The organism is Nocardioidaceae bacterium SCSIO 66511, from assembly GCA_023100825.1.
Classification (GTDB): Bacteria; Actinomycetota; Actinomycetes; order Propionibacteriales; family Nocardioidaceae; genus Solicola.
Genome location: CP095846.1, coordinates 1,137,473 through 1,162,277 on the forward strand (window position 1 = coordinate 1,137,473; position 24,805 = coordinate 1,162,277).

Here is a 24,805-nt window from a genome sequence, read left to right on the forward strand (position 1 = left end):
TCTGTCGTACTAGTTGAAGATGCGCGGGTCGGAGAACCAGTCGGCCGAGACCGACATGATGTACGCGTCGGTCGCGATGACGGTGAAGAGCGAGATCATCGCGAACTGTCCGTGACGCGTGTTGAGCTTGGAGGCCAGCGTCCAGTACCGGTAGCGGATCGGGTGCTTGGAGAAATGCCTCAGTCGGCCGCCGACCACGTGTCGGCAGGCATGGCACGACATTGTGTAGAGGCCGAGCATGATCACGTTGACCAGGATGATGAGCGTGCCAAGGCCCATGCCGATGCCGCCGTCGACCCCGTGGAACGACAGCACCATGTCGTAGAGGTTGATCAGCAAGAACAACGCGGCGAGATAGAAGAAGTAGCGGTGGGCGTTCATGATGATCAGCGGGAACCGCGTCTCACCGGTGTACTTGCTGTGTGGCTCGGGCACTGCGCAAGCCGTCGGCGCCTGCCAGAGCGAGCGGTAGCCGGCCTTGCGGTAGTAGTAGCAGGTGACGCGGAAGCCGCCGACGACCGCCAACGTGATGATGGCGAGCGGGAGGAACGACGGCCAGTCGCCGAACGGTGTGCCGAAGTGGCTCGACCCCGGCACGCACGAGTTGCTCAGACACGGGGAGTACAGCGGCGTCAGGTAGTGCGACTGGTCGACCCAGTACCACTTGTTCATGAAGGAGCGCACGGTCGCGTACGCGATGAAGAAGACCAGGATTGCGCCGATGCCAAGTGGTGGAAGCCACCAGCGGTCCGGTCGCAAGGTCTTGGCCTGGATCCGAGCCCGTCCTGGGCTGCCCACCCCGGTCGTCATGCAGTCCGACTCCTCGCTGTGACGGCGATCACCTGTGTGAGGGCAGTCTGCACCTAATCGGCTCGGAGTGGAAGGGCGTCAGCGGTGGCGTTCTCGGATCGTTTCGGGGTACGAGCGCGCGTACGCCATGCGCGCGTTGTACACGGCCCCCGCTGCCGTCACGGGACGGGGAGCAGCTCGAGATCCTCTCCGAGGTCGTCGGGGCCGAGCGCGGCGAGATGCTCGATCAGGTCACGTTTGAAGGCGATCGCGGTCTGCGGAAGGATGTCGGCCCGTCGATGTGCCAACGCGATCGTACGCTCGAGCCGCGGTCGTTCGAGGAGCGTCGCGCGCAGCTTGGGTCGCGTACCGAGCACCATGCTCGGTACGACGGCGACACCGAGGCCGGCCTCGACGAAGCGGAGCACGGCGTTCATCTCGCCGCCCTCGACCGAGAAGGTCGGCTCGAAGCCCGCCGCGTGACAAGCGTTCAACGTCGTCTCACGCAGGTCGTACCCGTCGCGGAACATCACCATCGGGCGGTCGCGGAGCTGCCCGACCGCCATCCGCGCGGGCAGGTCGTGCTGCTCGGCGGGGCTTGCGAGTACGAGGCTCTCGCGCAGGATCGGCGTCGTCTCGAGGTCGCGCTCATCGTCGGTGAGCGGCACGATGACGAGCGCGAGGTCCAGCTGCCCGCGCCCGAGCGAGCGAGTGAGGTCGCGTGACCCACCCTCCTCGACGGCGACGTCGATTCCGGGATAGCGGTTACGGAAGCGGTGCAACGCATCCGCGAGCAGGCCGTCGCACAGTGAGGGCGTGGCGCCGAGGCGGATTCGTCCGCGCTGCATGCCGGCCACCTCCTGTACGGCGCGCTGCGCGTTCTCCACGTCGATCACGATGCGACGGGCATGCGGGAGGAGCGCCTCGCCTGCGGCGGTCAGTGACACGCCGCCTCGGTCGCGTACGAACAGCGCGCTGCCCAAGGAGTTCTCGAGTACGCGGATCTGTTTGGACAAGGTGGGTTGGGCGACCCCCATTGCGTCCGCGGCGCGTGTGAAGTTGCGCACACGAGCGACCGTGACGAAGTACGAGAGCTGCTGAATCTGCATGCCTCAGCGTACTTTCATAGCGGATGGCTATGAAAGTCAGCCTAAGTTTGACTTGGCGGCGTGTGCGCAGCTCGGCTTACTGTGACGACGTGGTGACCAAGACTCTGACTCCGGCGCAACGCCGGTCGGCGGCATGGCGCTCGACCGTAGCTCTGAAGGCGTCGATGGCGGTCTCCGGCGTGATCATGCTGGTGTACCTGCTCGTCCATATGTACGGCAACCTGAAGTTCTTCCAGGGCCAGGACTCGTTCGACGGCTACCTGCACGGCCTTCGAGACATGTTCTACCCGTACCTGCCGCACGACGGCGTGCTGTGGATCATGCGCGTGGTTCTGCTCGCTGCCGTCCTCGTGCACATCTATGCCGCGGTCACGCTGTGGCGTCGCGCGCGCAGCTCGTCGGCGCGTACGGGCGGTGGTCAGCGCTACCAGAGCACCAAGAACCGCCGCGGTGTGCAGCGTACGTACGCGTCGTTCACGATGCGCTGGGGCGGCGTCGTGCTGGCGTTGTTCATCATCGCCCACGTGCTGCAGATGCTGCCGAACTACATCTCGCCCGGTGGCGCGTCCGACAGCAAGTACGAGCGGGTCGTCAACGGCTTCGAGCTGTGGTGGGTCGTACTCCCGTACACCATCGCGCTGCTCGCGGTCGGATTCCATCTGCGGCACGGGTTCTGGAGCGCGCTGGCGACGCTCGGCGCCAACACCCACCCGGCCCGTCGACGTCGGTTCAACATCTACGCGACCGTGCTGGCGGTGCTCATCACCGGCGGCTTCCTCACCGTTCCCTTCGCCGTCTTCTTCTTCGGAGCTGGTAGCTGATGACCGACTACGACCTCTATGACGAGGGCGAACAGATCGCCGATCTGACGGCGCCCTCCGGCCCGATCAGCGAGCGCTGGGACTTCCGCAAGTTCAACGCCCGCCTCGTCAACCCCGCCAACCGGCGCAAGCTCTCCGTGATCGTCGTCGGTACCGGACTCGCCGGTGCGTCGGCGGCCGCGACTCTCGGCGAGGCCGGCTACCACGTGAAGAGCTTCTGCTACCAGGACAGCCCTCGGCGCGCGCACTCGATCGCCGCGCAGGGCGGCATCAACGCGGCGAAGAACTACCGCAACGACGGCGACAGCATCTACCGACTGTTCTACGACACGGTCAAAGGCGGTGACTTCCGCTCACGCGAGTCGAACGTCTACCGCCTTGCCCAGGTGAGCGTCGAGATCATCGACCAGTGCGTTGCGCAGGGTGTCCCGTTCGCCCGCGAGTACGGCGGTCTGCTCGACAACCGTTCGTTCGGCGGAGTGCAGGTCTCGCGTACGTTCTATGCGCGCGGCCAGACCGGGCAGCAGCTGCTGATCGGCGCGTACCAGGCGTTGGAGCGGCAGATCTCGGCCGGCACCGTCGAGATGAACACCCGGCACGAGATGCTGGAGCTGATCGTCGTCGACGGCAAGGCGCGGGGCATCATCGTCCGCGACATGACGACCGGCGAGATCGAGACGCATTTCGCCGATGCGGTCGTGCTCGCGTCCGGCGGGTACGGGAATGTGTTCTTCCTGTCCACGAACGCGATGGGCTGCAACGTCACGGCGACGTGGCGTGCGCACCGCAAGGGAGCGTTGTTCGCGAACCCCTGTTACACACAGATCCACCCGACGTGCATTCCGGTCAGCGGCGATCACCAGAGCAAGTTGACGCTGATGAGCGAGTCGTTGCGTAACGACGGCCGGATCTGGGTGCCGAAGAAGGGCGGCGACGAGCGCGATCCACGGCAGATCCCCGAGGACGAGCGCGACTACTACCTGGAGCGGCAGTACCCGTCGTTCGGCAACCTCGTGCCCCGCGACATCGCGTCTCGTGCAGCGAAGTACGTGTGCGACGAGGGACGTGGCGTCGGCCCCGGCGGCCTCGGGGTCTACCTCGACTTCGCCGACGCGATCGGCCGGATGGGCCGCGACGCGGTAGAGGCGAAGTACGGAAACCTCTTCGACATGTACCAGCAGATCACGGGGGAGAACCCGTACGAGGTGCCGATGCGCATCTACCCCGCGGTGCATTACACGATGGGCGGACTGTGGGTCGACTACGACCTGCAGAGCTCCATCCCGGGCCTGTTCGTGACCGGTGAGGCGAACTTCTCCGACCACGGCGCCAACCGCCTCGGAGCGAGCGCGCTGATGCAGGGCCTCGCGGACGGCTACTTCGTGCTCCCGGCAACGATCAACGACTACCTCGCGAACGGCCCGTTCGACGACCTCGACGAGTCGCATCCGGCTGCGCAAGAGGCGGCAGAGTCGGTACGCAACCGGATCGACACGCTGCTGTCGATCAACGGCGACCGTACTGTCGACTCCTTCCACCGCGACCTCGGCAACATCATGTGGGAGTACTGCGGCATGGAGCGTACGGAGGGCGGGCTGCTCAAGGCCATCGAGCTCATCCGTGAGCTCAAGGAGGAGTTCTGGAGCAACGTCAAGGTGACGGGCCAGAACGAAGAGCTCAACCAGACCCTCGAGCGGGCCGGCCGCGTCGCCGACTTCTTCGAGTTGGGCGAGCTGATGTGCATCGACGCCCTGCACCGGGCCGAGTCGTGTGGCGGACACTTCCGTGCAGAGAGCCAGACCGAAGACGGCGAGGCGCTGCGTGATGACGAGAACTTCGCGTACGTCGGTGCCTGGGAGTACGGCGGTGAGGGCGGGAAACCCGTTCTACGCAAGGAAGATCTCAAGTACGAGTACGTCGAGATGAAGCAGCGGAGCTACAAGTGAAGATCACACTTCGCGTCTGGCGGCAGAAGAACGCCGACGACAAGGGCAAGATGGTCACGTACCGCGTCGACGACGTGTCACCCGACATGTCGTTCCTCGAGATGCTCGACGTACTCAACGAGCAGCTCACGCTGGCAGGTGACGACCCGATCGCGTTCGACCACGACTGCCGCGAGGGCATCTGCGGCATGTGCGGCGTCGTCATCAACGGCATCGCACACGGGCCGGAGAACACAACGACGTGCCAGCTGCACATGCGCAGCTTCTCCGACGGCGACGTGATCGACGTCGAGCCGTGGCGTGCACAGCCGTTCTCGGTGGTCAAGGACCTCGTCGTCGATCGCAGCGCGTTCGACCGGATCATCCAGGCGGGCGGCTACATCAGCGCGCCAACGGGTGCCGCGCCCGACGCGCACGCCGTTCCGGTGCCGAAGAAGTCGGCTGACCATGCGTTCGACGCGGCCACCTGCATCGGCTGCGGTGCGTGTGTCGCAGCGTGCCCGAACGGCTCGGCGATGCTGTTCACCGCAGCGAAGGTGACCCACCTCGGTCTGCTCCCGCAAGGCCAGCCCGAGCGCGACTCCCGGGTCATCGGCATGGTCGCTCAGCACGACGCCGAAGGCTTCGGCGGCTGTACGCAGATCGGCGAGTGCACGGCAGTGTGCCCGAAGGGCATCGACATCTCCGACATCTCGCGACTCAACCGCGACCTGCTCGGTGCGCTGGCCAAGGGCGACGCCTGAGCCGCTGATGTACGTGACATGACGGCTGCGTGACGAGCGGCTGTCATCTCTCGCCCGAGGACCGAGCGGTGTGCCCGAGCGCGATGATCTGACCCTGTGCCTGGCTATGGTCCGGTCATGGGTCCGCCTTTCGAGCATTACCCAAGTACCCCCGGAGCGATCCGGGGCACTGCCAATGGCATGTCGACCGCGGCAGCCGACCTCGATGCGGTGATGACCGCGCTCGACGGGCCTTCACAGGCCGCGGCGGATGCTGTCGACGGTGAACTGGACGGCAAGATCACGGTGCCGGTCGGTTCGGTCCAAGAGGAGGCGCTGGCGTCCGCAGCGGGCGCTCGAGTGTGCCGCGGGGCGGTCGACACGTTTGCCGACTGCGTCGAGCTGTTCGACAAGGGTGTCGACGACATCAACGAGCGTTGGAAGCACGCGAAAGCCAACGACTTCTTCGTACCCGACGATGCCGACGATCGTAAAGACAAGATCGCGGATGCCCGATCAGAGGAGGAGGCGGCGCTTCGCGCGGAGTACCGCTCCCTCGAGGAGACGCTCGACTCCGATGCCGAGACGGTCGCGGACCTGCTGCTCCAATGGCCATCCCTCGCCATGCCCAAGCTCGAGGCCTTCCAATCGGAAGTCGGAGACCGAGCGGCGATGATGAACAATCCCGAGTACGTCGCGCTCGGCGACTCGTACTCGGCGGGCACCGGAGCGGGCAAGTACAAGGACTACCCGGGTGACGGGCCCAATCCGTACCGTTCGGAGAACGCGTACCCCGAGCTGCTCGCCGATCGGTTGAACCTCAACCTCGACCACCGCGCCGTCAACGGGGCGACGACCACCGATATCCAAGACCAGCTGCACACCCTCGGCCCCGACACGGAGTACGTCACGATCACCGCCGGCGGCAACAACGTCGGGTTCGGCGATGCGGTACGCGACTCGGTCACCGGGGACGGCACCGGGAGCATCGAGGAGTCGCGTCGCCAGATCAACGAGGAGCTACCCGAAGATCTGGACGCTCTCTACGCCGAGATCCGTGCCCGGGCGCCCAACGCGACCATTGTGGTCGGGACGTACCCGCAGCTCGTCGACGGCGAGGGCGGTGGGCCGCTGAGCAACGCCGAAGAGACTGCGATGAACGAGGCGCAGGGAGATCTGACGGATGTGATCGAGCAGCAGGCCGACGAGCACGGGTTCGAGGTCGCCGACGTCACCGACGCCTTCGACGGCCACGAGTCGGATGTGATGAGTCAGTACTACTGGTACCGCGGGGCACCGCCGCCGCCCGACCCCTGGATCCACGGACTCTCCGTCAACCCGTTCAACGACCCCGTGTTCGTCGAGTCGTACCACCCGAACAAGGACGGCCACGAGGCGTACGCGGACGAGTTCGAGGAACTGCTCGACTGACCGGAGCCGACCTGCCACGTGGCGCCGGGGCGGCAGGGATAGCCTCGGGTATGTGCCCACTCCCGATGCGATCGCGAAGGCGGTCGATGACCTGAGCGTCGAGCTGCGCGACCTGCGGCGGGATCTCCACGCGCATCCGGAGCTCGCGTGGCACGAGGAGCGTACGACCGACGCCGTGGTCGCGATGCTCGACAAGGGCGGGGTGTCGTACGAACGGCTGAACGGCAGCGGGGTCGTTGCCGAGGTCGGCACGCCCGGCCGCCCGATCGTCGCGCTACGCGGCGACATGGATGCGCTGCCGCTCGAAGACACCACCACCGACCCGTGGCGTTCGCGTACGCCCGGGGTTGCGCACGCGTGCGGGCACGATGTGCACACCAGCGCGCTGGTCGGAGCCGCGCTCGCACTCAACACCGTGCATGCGGAGACGCCGCTGCCGGTACGCGTGCGGCTGCTGTTCCAGCCCGCGGAGGAGATCATGCCGGGCGGCGCCCACAAGGTGATCGACGCCGACGCGCTCGAGGGCGTCGACCGGATCTTCGCCGTGCACTGCGACCCGTCGGTCGACGTCGGCCAGGTCGGCCTGCGCGAGGGTGCGATCACCGGCGCCTGCGACTCGATCCGGGTCCGGCTGACCGGACGCGGCGGCCACACCTCGCGCCCGCACCTCACCCAAGACCTCACGTTCGCCTTGTCCGCACTGCTCACCCAGCTCCCGGCCGCGCTGTCACGCCGGCTCGACCCGCGTGCCGGCGCGAGCATGGTGTGGGGCGTCATCCAGGCCGGCAACGCCCTGAACGTCATCCCGTCCAGTGGCGAGATCGCCGGCACGTTGCGGATGCTCGACGCCGCTGCGTGGCACGAGGCCGAGCATCTCGTACGAACGCTGATCCGCGATCTGATCGCCCCGTACGGCGTGAGCGCAGATGTGACCTACGTACGTGGAGTGCCGCCGGTCGTCAACGACGCGACGTGCACGTCAGCGCTGCGCCGGGCGGTCGAGTCGACGCTCGGCGGGGGAGCGGTCGCGGCCGCCGGGCAGAGCCTCGGCGGCGAAGACTTCGCCTGGTACCTCGAGCGCGTACCCGGTGCGATGGGTCGCCTCGGCACTCGCTCGCCCGGAGGGCCGACGTACGACCTCCACCAGGGCAGTCTTCGGGTCGACGAGCGGGCCGTCGACATCGGTGCGAAGCTGCTCGCGACCGTCGCCGTCGACACGATGTGAGGGCCGGTCACTTCGAGTTACGGCCGCCGAGATCACGAGTCGATATCGAGTTGGTTCCAGCGCCGCCGTTCCGGCATTTGGGACCCGCAAGATGACTAGACTGCCGTGGCGCAGCGGGCGCTGCGATGCAACTCGACTCTAGGAGGCCCGGTGAAGACGACGGGACGGATCGCGACCCTCGCGGCTATCTCGGTTCTGGTGCTTGCAGGATGCGGCGACCGACCCGACGACGACAACGACAGCGGTTCGAGCGACAACGCGAACGAGACCAGCGAGCCCACCGAGAGCAATCCCGACTTCAAGGCGTGCATGGTCTCCGACTCCGGAGGGTTCGACGACAAGTCGTTCAACCAGACCTCCCACAAGGGCCTGACCGACGCCAAGGAGCAGCTCGGCATCCAGACCGCCGAGATCGAGTCACAGACCGACAGTGACTACCCAGACAACCTGAAGGCCATGGTCGGGCAGAAGTGCAACTCGATCATCACCGTCGGCTTCAAGCTCGCCGAGGCGACCGAGATGTCCGCGAAGCAGAACCCCGACATCGACTACGCGATCGTCGACAACGTGTACGAGAAGCCGCTGAAGAACGTTCGCGGTCTCGCCTTCGACACGGCCCAGTCGAGCTTCCTGGCCGGCTACCTCGCCGCCGGTTCGACGCAGACGGGCACGGTCGGTACGTTCGGCGGCCTCGAGATCCCGACCGTCACCATCTTCATGGACGGCTACTGGGAGGGCGTGCAGTACTACAACGAGGAGAACGACACCGACGTCAAGGTGATCGGCTGGGACGAGCAGTCCAAGAAGGGCGTCTTCACCCAGGACTTCGAGAACAAGTCCAAGGGTCAGACCAGCGCGGACTCGCTGATCGCTCAGGGTGCCGACGTGATCTTCCCGGTCGCCGGTCCGGCTGGCCTCGGTGGCCTGCAGGCGGCGAAGGACTCCGGCGGCGATGTCAAGGCGATCTGGGTCGACACCGACGGCTGCGTCAGCGCCGAGGAGTACTGCGACGTACTGCTCGGCAGCGTCGTCAAGGGCATGGACGTCGCGGTCGAGGATGCGATCGCCGACTCCGTCCATGACGAGTTCGACAACAAGACCTACATCGGCACGCTGGAGAACGAAGGCACCGACCTGACGCTCGGCTCCGACCTCGAGGGCGACATCGACCAGGAGCTCAAGGACCAGATCGACCAGGTCCGCGAGGACATCATCAGCGGCGACATCGAGGTCAACTCACCGTCGTCACCGCAGTAGATCCCGTCCGCCACGGAAGGGGTAGCGCATCGCTATCCCTTCCGTGGCGGTCATTGGTGTCCAGCGCAGAGAACCTGACCGAGGGCACGGGGTAGGAGTGCAAAGGTGCAACTCGAGATTCGTGGACTGACCAAGCGGTTCGGTTCGTTCACGGCCAACGACAAGATCGACCTGACCGTCGAGCCCGGTGAGATCCACTGTCTGCTCGGTGAGAACGGCGCCGGCAAGTCGACGCTGATGAACATGCTGTACGGCCTGCTCGAACCCGACGAGGGCGAGATCCTGGCCGACGGCAAGCCGTTGGCGATCCGTAGCCCGGGCGACGCGATCGACGCAGGCATCGGCATGGTGCACCAGCACTTCATGCTCGTACCCGTCTTCACCGTCGCCGAAAACGTCATGCTCGGCCACGAGGAGACCGCGCTCCCCGGTGTGCTCAGCAGACGCAAGGCGGCGGCGCTCGTACGCGAGCTGTCCCAGCGTTACGGACTCAGCGTCGACCCCGGTGCGAAGGTCGCCGATGTCTCGGTCGGCGTGCAGCAGCGCGTCGAGATCCTCAAGGCCTTGATCAAGGACGCCGAGGTGCTGATCCTCGACGAGCCGACCGCGGTGCTGACGCCGCAAGAGACCGACGAGCTGTTCACGATCATGCGCCAGCTGCGCGACAACGGCACGTCGATCGTCTTCATCACCCACAAGCTGAAGGAAGTCCGGGCGGTCGCCGATCGCATCACGGTCATCCGTCGCGGCAAGGTCGTCGCCACCGCCGAGCCGTCGGCGTCGGAGTCCGAGCTCGCCGAGCTCATGGTCGGTCGCGAGGTCAGCCTCACCGTTGACAGATCCGCATCAGTCGACATCGGAGACCCTGTCCTGGAGGTACGCGACCTCACTGTCATCGACGAGCGTGGCCACACCGCCGTCGACGACGTATCGCTGGACGTACGCGCGGGCGAGGTGCTCGGTCTCGCGGGTGTACAAGGCAACGGCCAGACCGAGCTCGTCTCCGCACTGCTCGGCCTCACCCGTCCGGCGACCGGCAAGATCGGTCTCGCCGGCACCGACGTCAGCGGCTACGGTCCGGCCCGCAGCCTGCGCGCGGGCATCGGGTACGTGCCCGAGGACCGCAAGCACGACGGTTTCGTCGACTCGTTCACCGTGGCCGAGAACCTCATCCTCGACCTGTATCAGAGCGACGATTTCTCCTCCGGACTACAGCTGCGCTGGGACAAGATCTACGAGAACGCCGAGCACCGCATCGCCGAGTTCGACATTCGTACCCAAGGTGCGACGGAGGCCGTCGGATCGCTGTCCGGCGGCAACCAGCAGAAGGTCGTTCTCGCCCGCGAGCTGTCACGGCCACTACGGCTGCTGGTCGCCTCGCAGCCGACCCGGGGTCTCGATGTCGGGTCGATCGAGTTCGTGCACAAGCGGATCATGGCCGAGCGCGAGAACGGCACGGCAATCCTCATCGTCTCGACCGAGCTGGACGAGATCGTCGGCCTGTCCGATCGAATCGCCGTGATGTACGGCGGGCGCATCGCCGGCATCGTCACGCCCGATACGCCGCGCGAGCAACTCGGCCTGCTGATGGCGGGCGCCACCCCGGAGGAGGCGAGCAATGCCTGAGCCCGAGACGAGTGAGTCGGCACCGAAGAATGCGCCACGTTCGGTCATCAGCGAGTGGATCCCGTCGATCTGGCTGACGTTCCTGTCGATCGTGCTCGCGCTGGTGGTCGGCGCCGTGCTCATCGTCGTCAGTAACGACGAGGTCGTCTCGTCACTCGACTACTTCTTCTCCTATCCGTGGGACACTCTCTCAGCGGCGGGCGAGGCGATCGTCGACTCGTACTGGGCGCTGCTGAAGGGTTCGTTCGGCTCGGGAGACGCAATCGCTTCGACTCTCGAACGCGCCGCCCCGTTGGCATGTGCGGGTCTCGGCGTGACGCTGGCCTTCCGTGTCGGGTTGTTCAACATCGGTGCGCAGGGCCAGATCATCGCTGGCTCCATCTGCGCTGGGTACGTCGGCTTCACCTGGGACCTCCCGCCCGTACTCCACCTGATCGTCGCGCTGTTCGCCGGACTGCTCGGCGGTGCGATCTGGGGCGCCATCGTCGGCGTGCTCAAGTCGCAAACCGGCGCACACGAGGTCATCGTCACGATCATGCTCAACTACGTGGCGCTGGCGATCCTGCGCTGGCTGCTGACGCTGGACGCCTTCCAGGTTCCGGGGTCAAACAACCCGAAGAGCCCGGTCGTCGACGGGTCGGCGTCGTTCCCCGACTTCTTGGGCGTACACACGGGTGTGTTCGTGGCACTACTCGCAGCGGTCGGAGTGTGGTGGTTGCTGTCGCGCTCGACGATCGGTTTCGAGATGCGTTCGGTCGGCGCCAACCCGGCAGCGTCGGCAACGGCGGGCATGAGCGTTGCGCGCGCGTACATCCTGGCGATGATCATCGCCGGAATGCTGGCCGGACTCGCCGGCAACCAACAGGTGCTCGGTCACGATGACGCGCTGACCGACGGCATCGCCGGTTCCCTCGGCTTCGACGCGATCACGGTCTCGTTGCTCGGCCGGGCGACACCGAGCGGCACGGTGTTCGCCGCGATCCTGTTCGGTGCGCTGACCACCGGTGGGCGTCAGATGCAGGCGTCGACGGGCACGCCACTCGATCTGACCACCGTGCTGCAGGCGATGATCGTGCTGTTCGTCGCAGCGCCGGCGTTGGTACGCGCGGTGTTCCGAGTACGCGCCACCGAAGGCGGCGGGACCGTGCTGGCGAAGGGGTGGAACGCATGAGCACCGACGAGAACCAACCCGCAGACGGGCAGCAGTCCCCCGACGGCGGGCTGCAGACGAGCGATCCGTCGCCAACGGATCCGCCCGAAGAAGTCGTCGCGGCGAGCCCCGTGGAGCGCAGCCGATACCGCCGGATCACAACCACTCTGGCGATCGTGGCGGCCGTTCTCCTGCTCATGTGGTGGAAGACCGCCGACGGCGACTTCACGTTCCTGCTGCAGCCGCCGTCGGTCGACAGCGACGAGATCTCGGTGTCGTACGACGGCAAGTTGCTCGCGCTCTACTGCCTGATCATCGCGGTCGTCGCGCTAGTGCTCTTCGCAACGAAGGTCGTACGACGCGGGCCGCTGTTCGCCATCATGGTCGCGCTGGTCGGCATCGCGTTCATCGTCGGGTTCTGCGCCTGGGCGTACTCCGGTCAGGACACCCCCTCGCCACTGCCGATGACCAACCCGCTCGAGGGCACGATCCAGTACGCCACGCCGCTCGTACTCGGTGCGCTGTGCGGTGCGATGTGCGAACGGGCCGGCGTGATCAATGTCGGCATCGAGGCGCAGTTCCTTGCCGGAGCGTTCTTCGCATCGGTTGCGGCCTCGCTCGCGTACAGCGCGTGGATGGGTCTCCTCGGCGGCATCGGCGCAGGTATCGCCATCGGCGCGCTGCTCGCGCTGTTCGCGATCCGCTACCTGGTCAACCAGGTCGTGCTCGGCGTCGTGCTGGTCGTGTTCGCGACGGGCATCACCGGGTTCCTCCTCGACCAGATCCCGTCCGACCAGACGGATCTGCTGAACAACCCGCCGATCCTGGAGACCTGGGAGATCCCCGGTCTTTCCGAGCTCCCCATCGTCGGCACCGCGCTGTTCGCCCAGAACTGGCTCGTCTACATCATGTACTTCAGCGTGCCGATCGCGTGGTTCCTGTTGTTCCAGACCAGCTGGGGCCTGCGCGTACGAGCCGTCGGGGAGCATCCGACGGCCGCGGACACCGTCGGCATCAAGGTGCGCGGCCGACGTTGGCAGGCCGTTCTCGTCGGCGGCATCTTTGCGGGGCTCGGCGGAGCGTTTTACACGGTCGGCTCGACGGGTGCGTTCGACAAGGACGTCTCCGCGGGCACGGGCTTCATCGCCCTTGCCGCGTTGATCATGGGGCGCTGGCATCCCGGCGGAGCAGCGTTGGCGGCGCTGTTCTTCGGTTTCGTCTCCCAGCTGCAGACTCAGCTGCAGACCCTCGCCAAGCTGCCGACTGAGCTGCTCGCCATGACGCCGTACCTCGCGACCATCATCGTGGTGGCCGGTTTCGTCGGCCGGGCGATCCCGCCGGCGGCCGACGGCGAACCGTACGTGAAGAGTTGACCGCCGTGGCTGGCAACGTCGACTGGGCGGCACTGCGGGCGGCGGCCGACGAGGTCGCGCAGCGGGCGTACGCGCCGTACTCGAACTTCCCGGTCGGCGCCGCTGCTCTCGTCGACGACGGGCGCATTGTCGTCGGCTGCAATGTGGAGAATGCCGCGTACGGCGTCACGCTGTGCGCCGAGTGCGGGATGGTGTCCGACCTCATCGCGGGCGGTGGGGGCCGGCTGGTTGCGTTCACCTGCTGCGGTGGCGACGGTCGGCGGCTGATGCCGTGCGGGCGCTGCCGACAGCTGCTCTGGGAGCATGGCGGAGCCGATCTACTGGTCGACACTCCGGCGGGCATCATCGGCATGGATGCCGTGCTGCCGCAGGCGTTCGGCCGAGACGATCTGGAGGGCGACAGTGAGTGAGCCGGAGCGGCACGACGCCGTCACGATCATCGCGGCGAAACGCGATCGTGAGGAGCTAAGCGACGACCAGATCGACTGGATCGTCGACGCGTACACCCGAGGCGTGGTCGCCGACGAGCAGATGTCGGCGCTGACGATGGCGATCCTGCTCAACGGCATGGACCGTCGCGAGATCGCCCGCTGGACCGCCGCGATGATCGCGTCGGGCGAGCGGATGGACTTCTCCGGGTTGTCGCGCCCGACCGCCGACAAGCACTCGACCGGGGGAGTCGGCGACAAGATCACGTTGCCCCTCGCACCACTCGTCGCGTCGTACGGCGTCGCAGTGCCGCAGCTGTCCGGCCGCGGGCTCGGCCACACGGGCGGCACCCTCGACAAGTTGGAGTCGATCCCGGGTTGGCGAGCAGACCTGTCCAACGATTCGTTGATGGGCCAGCTCGAGGAGGTCGGCGCGGTCATCTGTGCCGCAGGCTCGGGCTTGGCTCCGGCGGACAAGAAGCTGTACGCGCTGCGCGACGTCACCGGCACGGTCGAGTCGATCCCGATGATCGCCAGCTCGATCATGAGCAAGAAGATCGCCGAGGGCACGGGCTCCCTGGTCCTCGACGTGAAGGTCGGCTCCGGTGCGTTCATGAAGTCCTACGACGATGCGCGCGAGCTGGCCGAGACGATGGTCGCGCTCGGTACCGATGCGGGCGTACGCACCACCGCCCTGCTCACCGATATGGCGACGCCGCTCGGCCTGACGGCGGGCAATGCCGTCGAGGTACGCGAGTCGGTCGAGGTCCTTGCTGGTGGTGGCCCGTCTGATGTCGTCGAGCTGACCGTCGCTCTTGCGCGCGAGATGCTCGCTGCCGTCGGGCGTGACGACGTCGACCCGGCAGACGCACTCGCAGACGGCCGGGCGATGGATGTGTGGCGTCGGATGATCGCGGCGCAGGGCGGCGATCCCGATAGTGCGTTGCCACAGCCGAAGGAGTCGCAGACCGTCACCGCGCCGAGCTCCGGGGTGTTGGCGCGCCTCGACGCGTTCGATATCGGTGTGTGCGCGTGGCGACTCGGCGCCGGTCGGGCACGGGCCGGTGAAGCGGTGCAAGCCGCGGCCGGAGTCGAGCTACATGCCAAGCCCGGCGACACCGTCACTGCGGGCCAGCCGTTGCTGACGCTGCACACCGACACACCCGAGCGTTTCAACCGCGCACTCGACGCACTCGACGGCGCGTACGACATAGCGGCGGCCGGCACTGACGTCCGACCCGGTGAGATCGTCCTCGACCTCATCCGGTGAGGCGATCGACTTGTGGAGCCGGCGTACCGTTCTGCGAGGGATAGGTACGGCGGCGCTGCTTCCGCTCGCGGGCTGCTTCGGTGACTCCTGGGACTCCTTCTCCGGCACCCGCCTGAGGCTGGCGACCGGCAACCCCGGTGGCGTGTTCGCGCGTTACGGCGATGCGCTCGGCGACGTCCTCGTCGATCGGCTCGGCGTTGATGTCCAGATCTCGAAGACCGACGCATCCGTTGCGAACCTACGACTCGTCGCCTCCGGCGACGCCGATGTCGCGATGACGCTCGGCGATACCGCGGCCGATGCCGTCCAGGGCCGCGGCGTCTACGAGAGGCCGCTCGACGTCGTTGCGCTTGCACGTACCTATGACAGTTTCGTCCATCTCGTCGTACGCGCGGAGTCGCCGATCCGAACGGTCGCCGACCTACGAGGCAAACGAATCGGCGTCGGGAGACACGACTCCGGCACCCGTCTGGTCGCTGCGCGCATCCTCGGCGTCAACGACACCCCACTGAGTGCCGTCGACCTGTCGACCCGACGCCTGGAGGACGACACGGAGTCGCTGATTGCCGGCGACATCGATGCGTTCTTCTTCGTCAGCGGACTGCCCAACGGCGCCATCTCCAAGCTGAGCGGCCAAATACCAATCCGCCTGATCAGTCTGGAAACGACCGTGGCGGCGATGATCCGCGAGTACGCATCGGAGTACGTCGCGGGCCCGATCCCCGCCTCCGCCTACGGCCTGAGCGAAGCCACCGAGACCGTCAGCGTCAAGAACTACGTCGTTGCCGACCCCGCGATGCCGAACGACCTCGCGTACGCAATCACCCGGGTGATGTTCGAGGCACAGGAACAGATCGACGCAAGGGCCGAGGGCGTCGGTCAGCCGAACCTCTCGGCCGGAATCTTCACGAGTCCGCTCGACTTGCACCCGGGCGCCCTGCGCTACTTCCGGGATCAGCGAGGCGACGTCTGACGTCGGATGCGCCAGCGCCCGCGATCGAACGGACAGTACGTGCCTACTCCCTATCGACACCCCGATCGTCGCGGCCCCTGAACCGCACCTCCACCCCCAGCCCGCCCGCCTTCGGGCTGGAGACGGTGAATCGGCCGCCGAGGTCTTCCACCCGCGCGCGTACGATCGCGAGGCCGAGGCCGGTGCCCGCGACGTTCTGATGTGCGCGGCCGCGGAAGAACCGCGCACCCACCTTGAGCACATCCTCTGCGGCGAGCCCCGGGCCGTGGTCTCGCACCCGCAGGACGACGTCGTCGGCATCGGTGTGTACCGAGACGTCGACCGGCGCACCGGGAGCGAACTTCGCGGCGTTGTCGAGCACCGCGTCGAGTACGAGATCGACCGAGGTCTGGGTCGCGTACGCATGACAGTCATCCGCCGCGTCGACAACGAGGTCGGCAATCGCAGGAGACCACAGTTCGCAGCGGTGTCGCGTACTCGCGGCGATGTCGATCAGCTCGAGGTCAACCTGCCGGGCACCGACCTGGCTCAGATCGAGCAACGACTCGACGATCGAGTTGAGGCGCTCGGTCTCCTCGATCGCCATCTCCGCCTGGGTGGCGTCATACGGGTCGGCTTGCAGGTTTTCGACTCGTAACCTCAACGCAGTAAGGGGATTGCCCAGTTGGTGTGATGCGTCCGCGATCAGTTCCCGCTGCTGGCGCTGCGAGGTCTCGACATTGTCTGCCATCCGGTTGAACGACCGCGCGAGATGGCGCAGCTCCGGCGGACCGGCGCTCGCGGGGACGCGCGTCCCGAGGTCGCCGTGCGCGAGCCGTCCGGCAGCGACGTCCAGATCTCCTACCGGCCGCAGAATCCAACGTACGAACGGACCGACGAGTCCTGTGGCTGCGAGCGTCAACACGGCGAGACCCGCAACGGCGAGCCACGCGAGTCGCGTCGTCACGGCAGATCTGATCGCGTCGGTCGGTGCGATCATCACGACAGCGCCGAGGACATGAGCGTCGCGGCCGACCGGCGAACCCACAACGAACGACCGACCATGCCAGGGCCACACAGTTTCCGGTGGCGACGATCCGCTCCCCGACAGAGCGCGATCGAGTACGTCCGCAACGCGTCGGTCGGCGACGTCGATTTCAGGGGTCGATGAGGCGACCACCTCTCGGTTGGCGTCGATCACGACGACTGTGCCGTCGTACACCTGGGAGTAGCGCCGCAGATCGGCGATGAGTCGACCGAAGCGGTCGGTTTCGAGCGACTCCTGCGCGAGGACGGCGAAGCGCGTCACATCGGTCAGCCGAGCCGTGAACGCGTCCTGCGTACGGTCTTCCGCGTACGCGCTCACGAGTGGTGCCATCAATGCGATCAGCAGCAGGCTGAGCAGCACACCCGCGACCGTGATCAGCCGCCGACGCATCGCGTCACCGCTCCTGGGTGCTGCCCGCGAGGCGATATCCCGCCCCGCGTACCGTCTCGATCAGTTTGGGCTCGCCGAGCTTCGACCGGAGGTTGGCGACGTGCACGTCGATCGTGCGTGAAGCGCCTACCCAGGAGGTCGACCAGATCGCCTCCATGATCGCCTCGCGGGTGACCAAGTCGCCACTGCTTCGTACGAGCATGTGCAGGAGCTCGAACTCCTTACGAGCAAGGGAGACCGCTTCTCCATCGACGTACGCGCGGCGCTCGTGCGGATCGACTCGGATACGTCCGAACTCGTCGGCGTCGCTCACCTGGTGCTTGCCGAAGCGGCGCATCACGGCGTGGATGCGCGCGACCAGCTCGGCGAGACGATACGGCTTCGTCACGTAGTCGTCGACTCCTGCGCGAAGAGCCGCGACCACCATCGCCTCCTCACGGCGCGCGGTCACCGCGATGATCGGGATCTCGCTGCCTCGCCGGATCTGGCGGCACAGCGCCAACCCATCCTGGTCGGGGAGTCCCATATCGAGCAGGATGAGGTCGGCACCGTCCATCTTCGGGATCGCCTCCGCGGCGGCACCCGCGCGGTCGACGTACAGTCCGGCGCGAAGCAGCGCTGGTGTCAGCGCGGCGACGACCCGGTCATCGTCCTCGACCAGCAGGATCCGCATGACGGGTCAGACTAGCGGTGAGTGGCCTTCTGGACTATCGCTCCCGGACGGCGTACGTCAGATGCGTCACCCTCGGTGAGGACTCGGCACGGATCTGCTCCAGCGCGATCCGTGCTGCGTCCACTCCTTCGAAGAGGTGGATCCCCGAGCCGAACAGCACAGGTGAGAGCGCGATCGAGAACTCGTCGACCAAACCGGCATTCAGATACTGCAGGATCGTTGCGCCACCGCCCGCGATCCGGACGTCGCGGGCTCCGGCCGCCGTACGGGCCCGGTCGAGCGCGGCTTCGACGCCGTCGTTGACGAAGTGGAACGTCGTACCGCCCGGTCGTTCCCAAGGATCTCGCTTCTCGTGGGTCACGACGAAGACCGGTGTGTGGAAAGGTGCCTCCTCCGGCCATGCCTCTTCGCCGGCGTCGAACATGCGCTTGCCCATGACGTTCGCGCCGGTGCGTTCGAATGTCTCGCGCAGGATGTCGTTGTCACGGCCTTCCTCGCCGCCGTTGCCGTGCAACACGTTCTCCCGGAAGAAGCGCTGGGGGAACACCCACCGCTGCAGCTCCACCCACTGCTTGCCCATCAACTCGTCGATGGACTCGGGTGCGATGAAACCGTCCAGCGACATCGAGACGCTGAAGAACACCTTGCCGCTCATGCGCCAGGCCCGCACTGGTCGACGATCTCGGCGACGTAAGCAGCGAGATTGCCAAGAGTCTGCTGGCCGGCCTCGATCGCGTGGTACTTCTCGGCCGCCTCGTCGCGTTGCTCCTTGGTGGGGAAGACTGAGCACATCTCGAGCCTTGTCGCCGCGCCGTCGGATGCGAAGGTCAGGATCGACTCGAAGGCGTTCGGGTCGTCGCGCGACTCACCGTGCAGCATCGCGATGCGTTCCGGCGGGGTGATCTCAGTCCAGGTGATCCATTCCGGGTAGATCGTTCCGTCGGGCGCCCGCATCGCGAAGTCCCACACCCCGCGTACGCGGAACTCGAAGGACCTCGTGGTCGTGGTGAAGCCGTTCGGCCCCCACCACCGCGACAGATGGCGCACCTCGGTGAACGCCTCGAACACCAACTCGCGCGGCGCATCGATCAACCGGGAGACCACGATCTCGCGGTCGGCCGTCTCGGACGGCTCCGACTGAGGCGCCTCATCACGTCCCGTCTCACTCATCTACTGCTCCTCTTGTCTTGCCTGCTTCAGGTCCTGCACGTAGGCCTCCAGCCGGTCGAAGCTCTCGCTCCAGAACCGCTCGAACCCGCCGGTCCACTCATGCACAGCCCGCAGGCCGCGGGCGTCGAGCTCGTACAGGCGCTGCTTACCGGCCCTGCGGTCTCGCACGAGGCCGACCTCGCGGAGCACGCGCAGGTGCTTGGACGCTCCCGGCTGGGACATCCCCAGCTCCTGGGACAGCTCGGTCACCGGTCGTTCGCCCGCCCGCAGCAACACCAGGATGTCTCGGCGCTGCGGCTCGGCGATCGCATTGAAGACGTCGGACGTCGTTGCTGCTCGTGCCATGCGAGCAATCATATTCCCATATCGGAATGTGTCAACGATGGGCAGCGCTGCTCGAGAGCGCGGGCGTACTACCCGTCGGTCGGAACCGCTTGTTCGGTCCTCGCCGTTTTGTATCTCTCGCTCATAGCTCCAATAGGTTTGTACCGGTGCGTGATAGATACAAAATCGGTACGGCGCCTCGTGGGCGATCCCTGCGACGACAGAGGTGAATGTCAAGCCTGTGTAAAGACTTGGCCCGAGCTGGTTGTTATGACGCAGATCACGTTCGTAAGTTACCCGGCATGCCTGCACCGACCGCGACCGACGACGAGCCGGACCGACAACCCGCACAGGTCGACACCGAGGCTCTTGCAGCCGAGTACGACGAGGAGCGCCCGGCGCGACGGCTGTCGACCCGCGTCGACCTGTTCGTGAACGCGTGGTGCTTCGTCGTCGCGCTGTTCGTGCTCCGGCAGGTGTTCTCGCCGCTGGACCTCGGCAACCAGTACTACCTCGTGTACTTCCTGGGTTTCACGCTGCCGCTCGTCTTCGTCTGCTATCGAGCACGCGCGACGCGTACGCCCGCGGACGGCGCCGAGGCAGCCGAACTCGCCAAACGCAAGGACAACCCGGGTTTGCTCGACTGGGCACTTGCGGTGGTCGCGCTGTTCGTCGGGCTGTACCCGGTGCTGCCGATACCTGAGACCGCGAACGGTTTCGGCGGTTTCGAGGGCTTCCTCGACCGGCAGGGCTCCCTGCTCACGTACGACGTGATCGCCGGCGTGGTCCTGATGGTGCTCGTACTCGAGGCGACCAGGCGTACGACCGGGCTCGTGCTGCCAACGGTGTGCGTGGTGTTCTTCTGCTACGCCTACTACGGGGGCTACCTGCCGCTGCAGTGGTCGGTCGCGCATATGGGCCTCGACATCGAGCAGATCGTCAATGCCTTGTACAACGAGGCGAGCGGGTTCTTCGGTGTCCCGCTGAACGTGGCCGCCACGTACATCGTGCTGTTCACGATCTACGGCGCGGTCCTCGACCGGATGGGCGCCGGTCGGTTCTTCGTGGAGTTCGCCTTCTCGCTGTTCCGCCGTTCGGGCACTGCCCCCGGACGTACGGTCGCGACGTCGGGCTTCCTGCTCGGCACGGTCTCCGGATCGGGTACGGCAACGGCCGTGACGCTCGGATCATTCGCATGGCCGATCCTCAAGCGGGCAGGCTATCCGCGCGAGTCGGCAGGCGGCATGCTCGCGGCGTCGGGAATCGGTGCGATCCTGTCGCCACCGACGATGGGTGCGGCCGCGTTCATCATCGCGGAGTACCTCGGCGTCTCGTACTTCTCGGTGTTGGGCTGGGCGATCATCCCGACCCTGCTCTACTACCTCGGCATCTTCCTTGCGGTCGAGATCGATGCTCGGCGCTTCGGTGCGCGCCGGGTGGAGCTCGCCATCGGCAGCCCGCTCGGCCTGCTGCTGCGATCGGGTTACCACTTCATCAGCCTCGCGGTGATCGTCGTCTTCCTCGCCAACGACATTCCACCGTTCCGCGCCGTCGTGTACGCGACGGGGATCGCGGCGGCATTCGGGCTGGCCGAAGCCGTCCTGTCTCGCCGACGCGTCGTCAGCGGCATCGACGAGGACGACACCGACGCGGAGCGGCTCACGCTGCAGCAGTCGCTGCTCGGCTACCTCGTCCGGCTGTACGGTGCGCTCTCCGCGGGCGTACGTACCAGCCTTCCGGTCGTCGCGGTCTGCGCGGCCGCCGGCATCATCACGTCGGTCATCGCGAAGACCGGCCTCGGCCAGACCCTCGCCGATATGCTCGTCGACGCCGCCCAGGCGCTGGCCCCGAACGACGCGAGCATGATCGTCATGTCGGCGCTGTTCTCGGCGATCGCCATCCTCATCCTCGGGCTCGCCGTCCCTGTGACCGCGTCGTTCATCCTCAGCTGGGTGATCATCGGCCCGGCGCTGATCGCGCTCGGCATCGGCTCGCCCGAGGTCGCGATGTTCATCTTCTACTATGCGGTGCTCTCGGAGGTGTCGCCGCCGACGGCGTTGGCCGCCGTCGCGTCATCGGCGATCACCGGCGGTCGGGTGATTCCGACCATGATGCAGGCTTGTAAATACACGTTGCCCGCATTCCTTGCACCGTTGGCGTTTGTGGCGACCGACAACGGCCGGCTGCTCCTCGCGCGCGGCGATGCGCTTGACGTCGTCTGGGCATTCGCCGCTTGTGGGCTGGCGGTCGCCGCGCTGGCGGTTGCCACCAGCGGCTGGATGTTCGGCCCGACCGGAATCGTCGAGCGCATCCTGTGCCTGCCCGCCGCATTGCTGCTCCTCTACCTCGACCCGATCTCGATCGGAATCGGCGTCGTCCTGTTCGTGGCCGCAGTCGCTTACCACCTGGCCGTACGCGGTCGGGGCGGCGGCCGTACGCAAACCAGTGTCGAAACCTCGTAAAGCCGAAACCGCAGAAGGAGAACCAACGATGAGACAAGCGACCCGGATGACGGCGATCGGCCTTGCCGCCGCGATGGCGTTGACCGCGTGCGGCGGACAGCGCGACGACAACCAGGCGGGTTCTGACGCCGACGCCGACAGTTGCGACCCCGGCTCAGGGCGGGTGAACATCGCCACCGGCAACTCCACCGGCGTCTACTACGTGATGGGCGGCGGCTTCGCCGAGCTGATCAACTCAGAAACGGATCTGCAGGCGACGTCTGCCGAGACAGGCGCGTCGGTGCAGAACATCGAACAGGTCGTGGCCGGCGACTACGACATCGGCTTCTCCCTCGCGGACTCAGCAGCCGATGCGATCAACGGCGACGGCGACTTCGGCGAGCCGCAAGACATCTCCACCCTCGGGCGGATCTACCCGAACTACACGCAGGTGGTCGTACGTAAGGACGCCGGCATCGACTCGATCGCCGACTTCAAGGGCAAGCGGATCTCTACCGGCTCGCCGCAGTCTGGCACCGAAGTGATCGCCAACAGGCTGATCGAAGCGTCCGGGCTCGCCGTCGACGACGTCAAGGCGCAACGGCTCGACCTGACGCAGACCATCGACGGTATGAAGGACGGCAGCATCGACGGGTTCGTGTGGTCGGGTGGGCTCCCGACTCCCGCGCTCACCGATCTGTTCACGTCGATGGGCGACAAGATGGAGTTCGTCGACCCGACACCGTTGCTGCCGAAGCTCAAGAAGGTCAACGAGGTGTACGCCGAGGGCTCGGTGCCCGCCGACACGTACGGGCTCGACGAGGACGTGCCCTCGATCGTGGTGCCGAACGTCCTCGTCGTCAGCAACGACATGCCCGACAACCTCGCATGCGGCCTGACCGATCTGCTCTACAGCGAGACGGACGCTTTGGTCGACGTGCACCCGTCCGCCAAGGAGATCACGGTCGAGACGGCCGCCGAGACCGATCCGATCCCGCTGCATCCGGGTGCGCAGCGCGCTCTCGACGACCTGAGCTGAGCACGAGGGGATCCTGCCAGCAAGGGGCGGGATCCCCTGCTCGCCGTTGGGATAGGTTCGGGGTATGCGTGTACTCGAGACCAAGGAAGAGGTCGCCGCGGCGGCGGGCGAGGAGCTCGGTGTCAGCGAGTGGCTGTCGATCACCCAGGACCGCATCGATGCGTTCGCGGATGCGACCGGCGACCACCAGTGGATCCATGTCGATCCCGAGCGTGCCGCCGAGGGCCCCTTCGGTAAGACGATCGCGCACGGCTACCTGACCCTGTCGTTGGTTCCGCTCTTCGGGTCCGAGGTGTTCGCATTCGGGGGCGCCGGCGCGAAGCTCAACTACGGTACGAACAAGGTGCGCTTCCCGGCACCGGTTCCGGTCGGTTCTCGCGTCAGAGCACGAGTCGAGCTCGCCGAAGTGGCGGAGATCCCCGCCGGTCAACAGTGCGTCGTGAAGTACACCGTGGAGCTGGAGGGTTCCGAAAAGCCCGCGTGTATTGCCGAAACCGTCGTACTGTTGCTCGATCGCTGATCCGCGCGGAACGGAGCTTTCGATGGATGAGTCGGTCGTACGCGCCGCTCCGAAGGTTGTCTTGCACGATCACCTCGATGGCGGTCTGCGCCCACAGACGGTGCTCGAGCTGGCAGCCGAGATTCGCCATCCGCTGCCGGCCGACGATGCGGACGGCCTCGGGGCCTGGTTCCGCGCGGCGGCCGACTCCGGATCGCTCGAGCGTTACCTCGAGACGTTCGACCACACGGTTGCGGTGATGCAGCGCGCCGACCAGCTCGAGCGGGTTGCGCGCGAATGCGTCGAAGACCTCGCTACCGACGGCGTCGTGTACGCCGAGGTGCGCTGGGCGCCGGAACAGCACCTCGCGGGCGGCCTCACCGCGCAGGAGGCGATCGATGCCGTCCAAGCCGGGTTCGACTCGGGCGCGGAGGCCGCTGCCGTAAACGGTCATCCGATCGTCGTACGCCAACTGTTGACGGCGATGCGCCATCAGGCGCGTTCCCGTGAGATCGCCGAGCTGGCGGTCGCGAACCGAGACGCGGGCGTCGCGGGTTTCGATATCGCCGGCGCCGAGGCGGGATTCCCGCCGACCCGTCACCTCGACGCCTTCGAGTATCTGCAACGCGAGAATGCGCACTTCACGATCCACGCCGGTGAGGCTTTCGGGCTTCCCTCGATCTGGGAGGCGATCCAGTGGTGCGGTGCCGACCGGCTTGGTCACGGGGTGCGCATCATCGACGACGTCGATCTCACCGATCCGGACGGTCCCCGGCTCGGCCGGCTCGCCGCGTACGTCCGTGACAACCGCATCCCGCTCGAGATGTGCCCGTCGTCGAACCTGCAGACGGGTGCGGCGCCGTCGATCGCCGAGCATCCGATCGGGCCGCTCACGGAGCTTCGCTTCCGGGTGACCGTCAACACCGACAACCGCCTGATGAGCGGTACGTCGATGACGCGCGAGATGCTGCTCCTCACCGAGGCGTTCGGCTACGCCGCCGCCGATCTGCGGTGGTTCACCATCAACGCGATGAAGAGTGCGTTCCTGCCGTTCGACGAACGACTCGCCATCATCAACGATGTGATCAAACCCGGGTACGCTGCGATCACGTAGCGTCGTCG

The 24,805-nt window shown here is 66.5% G+C and carries 23 protein-coding genes; 16 read left to right on the forward strand and 7 right to left on the reverse strand.

The genetic code is table 11. The features are described 5' to 3' along the window. Positions 1–9: 9 nt before the first annotated feature. Both MU582_05350 and MU582_05355 read right to left on the reverse strand, forming a co-directional pair. The gene (locus MU582_05350) at positions 10–810 is read right to left on the reverse strand and encodes a hypothetical protein (protein ID UPK76068.1); all 801 of its coding nucleotides are present in this window, start codon (positions 808–810) and stop codon (positions 10–12) included. Positions 811–968: 158 nt separating this feature from the next. Beyond that, a complete protein-coding gene (locus MU582_05355) occupies positions 969–1,898 on the reverse strand; it encodes a LysR family transcriptional regulator (protein ID UPK76069.1) in 930 nt (309 codons plus the stop codon). An 89-nt stretch (positions 1,899–1,987) separates the two neighbouring features. Between MU582_05355 and MU582_05360 the strand changes: the two genes are divergently transcribed. The 12 genes from MU582_05360 (at position 1,988) to MU582_05415 (ending at position 16,120) form a co-directional block, all read left to right on the forward strand. After that, the gene (locus tag MU582_05360; GenBank protein UPK76070.1) at positions 1,988–2,719 is read left to right on the forward strand and encodes a succinate dehydrogenase cytochrome b subunit; all 732 of its coding nucleotides are present in this window, start codon (positions 1,988–1,990) and stop codon (positions 2,717–2,719) included. After that, positions 2,719–4,665, forward strand: a complete 1,947-nt coding sequence (locus MU582_05365) for a fumarate reductase/succinate dehydrogenase flavoprotein subunit (GenBank protein UPK76071.1) — start codon at positions 2,719–2,721, stop codon at positions 4,663–4,665. Before MU582_05360 ends, MU582_05365 begins: the two co-directional genes overlap by 1 nt. Beyond that, entirely contained in the window at positions 4,662–5,408 is a 747-nt protein-coding gene (locus MU582_05370; GenBank protein ID UPK76072.1) for a succinate dehydrogenase/fumarate reductase iron-sulfur subunit, read from the forward strand. The genes MU582_05365 and MU582_05370 overlap by 4 nt, the downstream gene beginning before the upstream one ends. A gap of 117 nt (positions 5,409–5,525) precedes the next feature. Continuing rightward, entirely contained in the window at positions 5,526–6,818 is a 1,293-nt protein-coding gene (locus tag MU582_05375; protein ID UPK76073.1) for an SGNH/GDSL hydrolase family protein, read from the forward strand. 52 nt (positions 6,819–6,870) lie between these two features. Then, on the forward strand, positions 6,871–8,043 hold the full coding sequence (locus MU582_05380) for an amidohydrolase (protein ID UPK76074.1): 1,173 nt from the start codon (positions 6,871–6,873) through the stop codon (positions 8,041–8,043). Between the two features lie 150 nt (positions 8,044–8,193). Continuing rightward, positions 8,194–9,300 (forward strand): BMP family ABC transporter substrate-binding protein, encoded by a 1,107-nt coding sequence (locus MU582_05385; protein ID UPK76075.1) that lies wholly within the window; start codon positions 8,194–8,196, stop codon positions 9,298–9,300. 105 nt (positions 9,301–9,405) lie between these two features. Further along, positions 9,406–10,926: an ABC transporter ATP-binding protein gene (locus MU582_05390; protein ID UPK76076.1), complete on the forward strand. Its 1,521-nt coding sequence runs from the start codon at positions 9,406–9,408 to the stop codon at positions 10,924–10,926. After that, positions 10,919–12,097, forward strand: coding sequence for an ABC transporter permease (locus MU582_05395; protein UPK76077.1), 1,179 nt, complete (start codon positions 10,919–10,921; stop codon positions 12,095–12,097). Before MU582_05390 ends, MU582_05395 begins: the two co-directional genes overlap by 8 nt. Beyond that, positions 12,094–13,449 (forward strand): ABC transporter permease, encoded by a 1,356-nt coding sequence (locus MU582_05400; GenBank protein ID UPK76078.1) that lies wholly within the window; start codon positions 12,094–12,096, stop codon positions 13,447–13,449. Before MU582_05395 ends, MU582_05400 begins: the two co-directional genes overlap by 4 nt. 5 nt (positions 13,450–13,454) lie before the next feature. Then, a complete protein-coding gene (locus tag MU582_05405; protein UPK76079.1) occupies positions 13,455–13,859 on the forward strand; it encodes a cytidine deaminase in 405 nt (134 codons plus the stop codon). Continuing rightward, positions 13,852–15,147, forward strand: coding sequence for a thymidine phosphorylase (locus tag MU582_05410; GenBank protein UPK76080.1), 1,296 nt, complete (start codon positions 13,852–13,854; stop codon positions 15,145–15,147). Before MU582_05405 ends, MU582_05410 begins: the two co-directional genes overlap by 8 nt. Further along, positions 15,119–16,120 (forward strand): TAXI family TRAP transporter solute-binding subunit, encoded by a 1,002-nt coding sequence (locus MU582_05415; protein UPK76081.1) that lies wholly within the window; start codon positions 15,119–15,121, stop codon positions 16,118–16,120. The genes MU582_05410 and MU582_05415 overlap by 29 nt, the downstream gene beginning before the upstream one ends. 43 nt (positions 16,121–16,163) lie before the next feature. On the opposite strand, the gene MU582_05420 is transcribed toward MU582_05415, so the two are convergent. From MU582_05420 to MU582_05440, 5 genes are read right to left on the reverse strand one after another with little or no spacing between them, the layout of a single operon-like run. Continuing rightward, positions 16,164–17,537: a HAMP domain-containing histidine kinase gene (locus MU582_05420; GenBank protein UPK76082.1), complete on the reverse strand. Its 1,374-nt coding sequence runs from the start codon at positions 17,535–17,537 to the stop codon at positions 16,164–16,166. 4 nt (positions 17,538–17,541) lie between these two features. Continuing rightward, a complete protein-coding gene (locus MU582_05425; protein ID UPK76083.1) occupies positions 17,542–18,210 on the reverse strand; it encodes a response regulator transcription factor in 669 nt (222 codons plus the stop codon). A gap of 34 nt (positions 18,211–18,244) precedes the next feature. Next, positions 18,245–18,880, reverse strand: a complete 636-nt coding sequence (locus MU582_05430; protein UPK76084.1) for a dihydrofolate reductase family protein — start codon at positions 18,878–18,880, stop codon at positions 18,245–18,247. Continuing rightward, the gene (locus MU582_05435) at positions 18,862–19,380 is read right to left on the reverse strand and encodes an SRPBCC family protein (GenBank protein ID UPK76085.1); all 519 of its coding nucleotides are present in this window, start codon (positions 19,378–19,380) and stop codon (positions 18,862–18,864) included. The genes MU582_05430 and MU582_05435 overlap by 19 nt, the downstream gene beginning before the upstream one ends. Then, positions 19,381–19,725 carry a metalloregulator ArsR/SmtB family transcription factor gene (locus tag MU582_05440; GenBank protein ID UPK76086.1) on the reverse strand — a complete coding sequence of 115 codons (345 nt, stop codon included), beginning with the start codon at positions 19,723–19,725 and terminating at the stop codon, positions 19,381–19,383. It lies immediately after the preceding gene. A 281-nt stretch (positions 19,726–20,006) separates the two neighbouring features. Here MU582_05440 and MU582_05445 point away from each other — a divergent pair, with 281 nt between their 5' ends. The 4 genes from MU582_05445 to MU582_05460 all read left to right on the forward strand — a co-directional run bounded on the left by MU582_05445 (position 20,007) and on the right by MU582_05460 (position 24,797). Then, positions 20,007–22,166 (forward strand): TRAP transporter fused permease subunit, encoded by a 2,160-nt coding sequence (locus MU582_05445; GenBank protein ID UPK76087.1) that lies wholly within the window; start codon positions 20,007–20,009, stop codon positions 22,164–22,166. A gap of 28 nt (positions 22,167–22,194) precedes the next feature. Continuing rightward, a complete protein-coding gene (locus MU582_05450) occupies positions 22,195–23,184 on the forward strand; it encodes a TAXI family TRAP transporter solute-binding subunit (protein ID UPK76088.1) in 990 nt (329 codons plus the stop codon). A 64-nt stretch (positions 23,185–23,248) separates the two neighbouring features. Further along, positions 23,249–23,704 carry a MaoC family dehydratase gene (locus MU582_05455; GenBank protein ID UPK76089.1) on the forward strand — a complete coding sequence of 152 codons (456 nt, stop codon included), beginning with the start codon at positions 23,249–23,251 and terminating at the stop codon, positions 23,702–23,704. Positions 23,705–23,726: 22 nt separating this feature from the next. Continuing rightward, positions 23,727–24,797, forward strand: a complete 1,071-nt coding sequence (locus MU582_05460) for an adenosine deaminase (GenBank protein UPK76090.1) — start codon at positions 23,727–23,729, stop codon at positions 24,795–24,797. Positions 24,798–24,805: the final 8 nt, after the last annotated feature.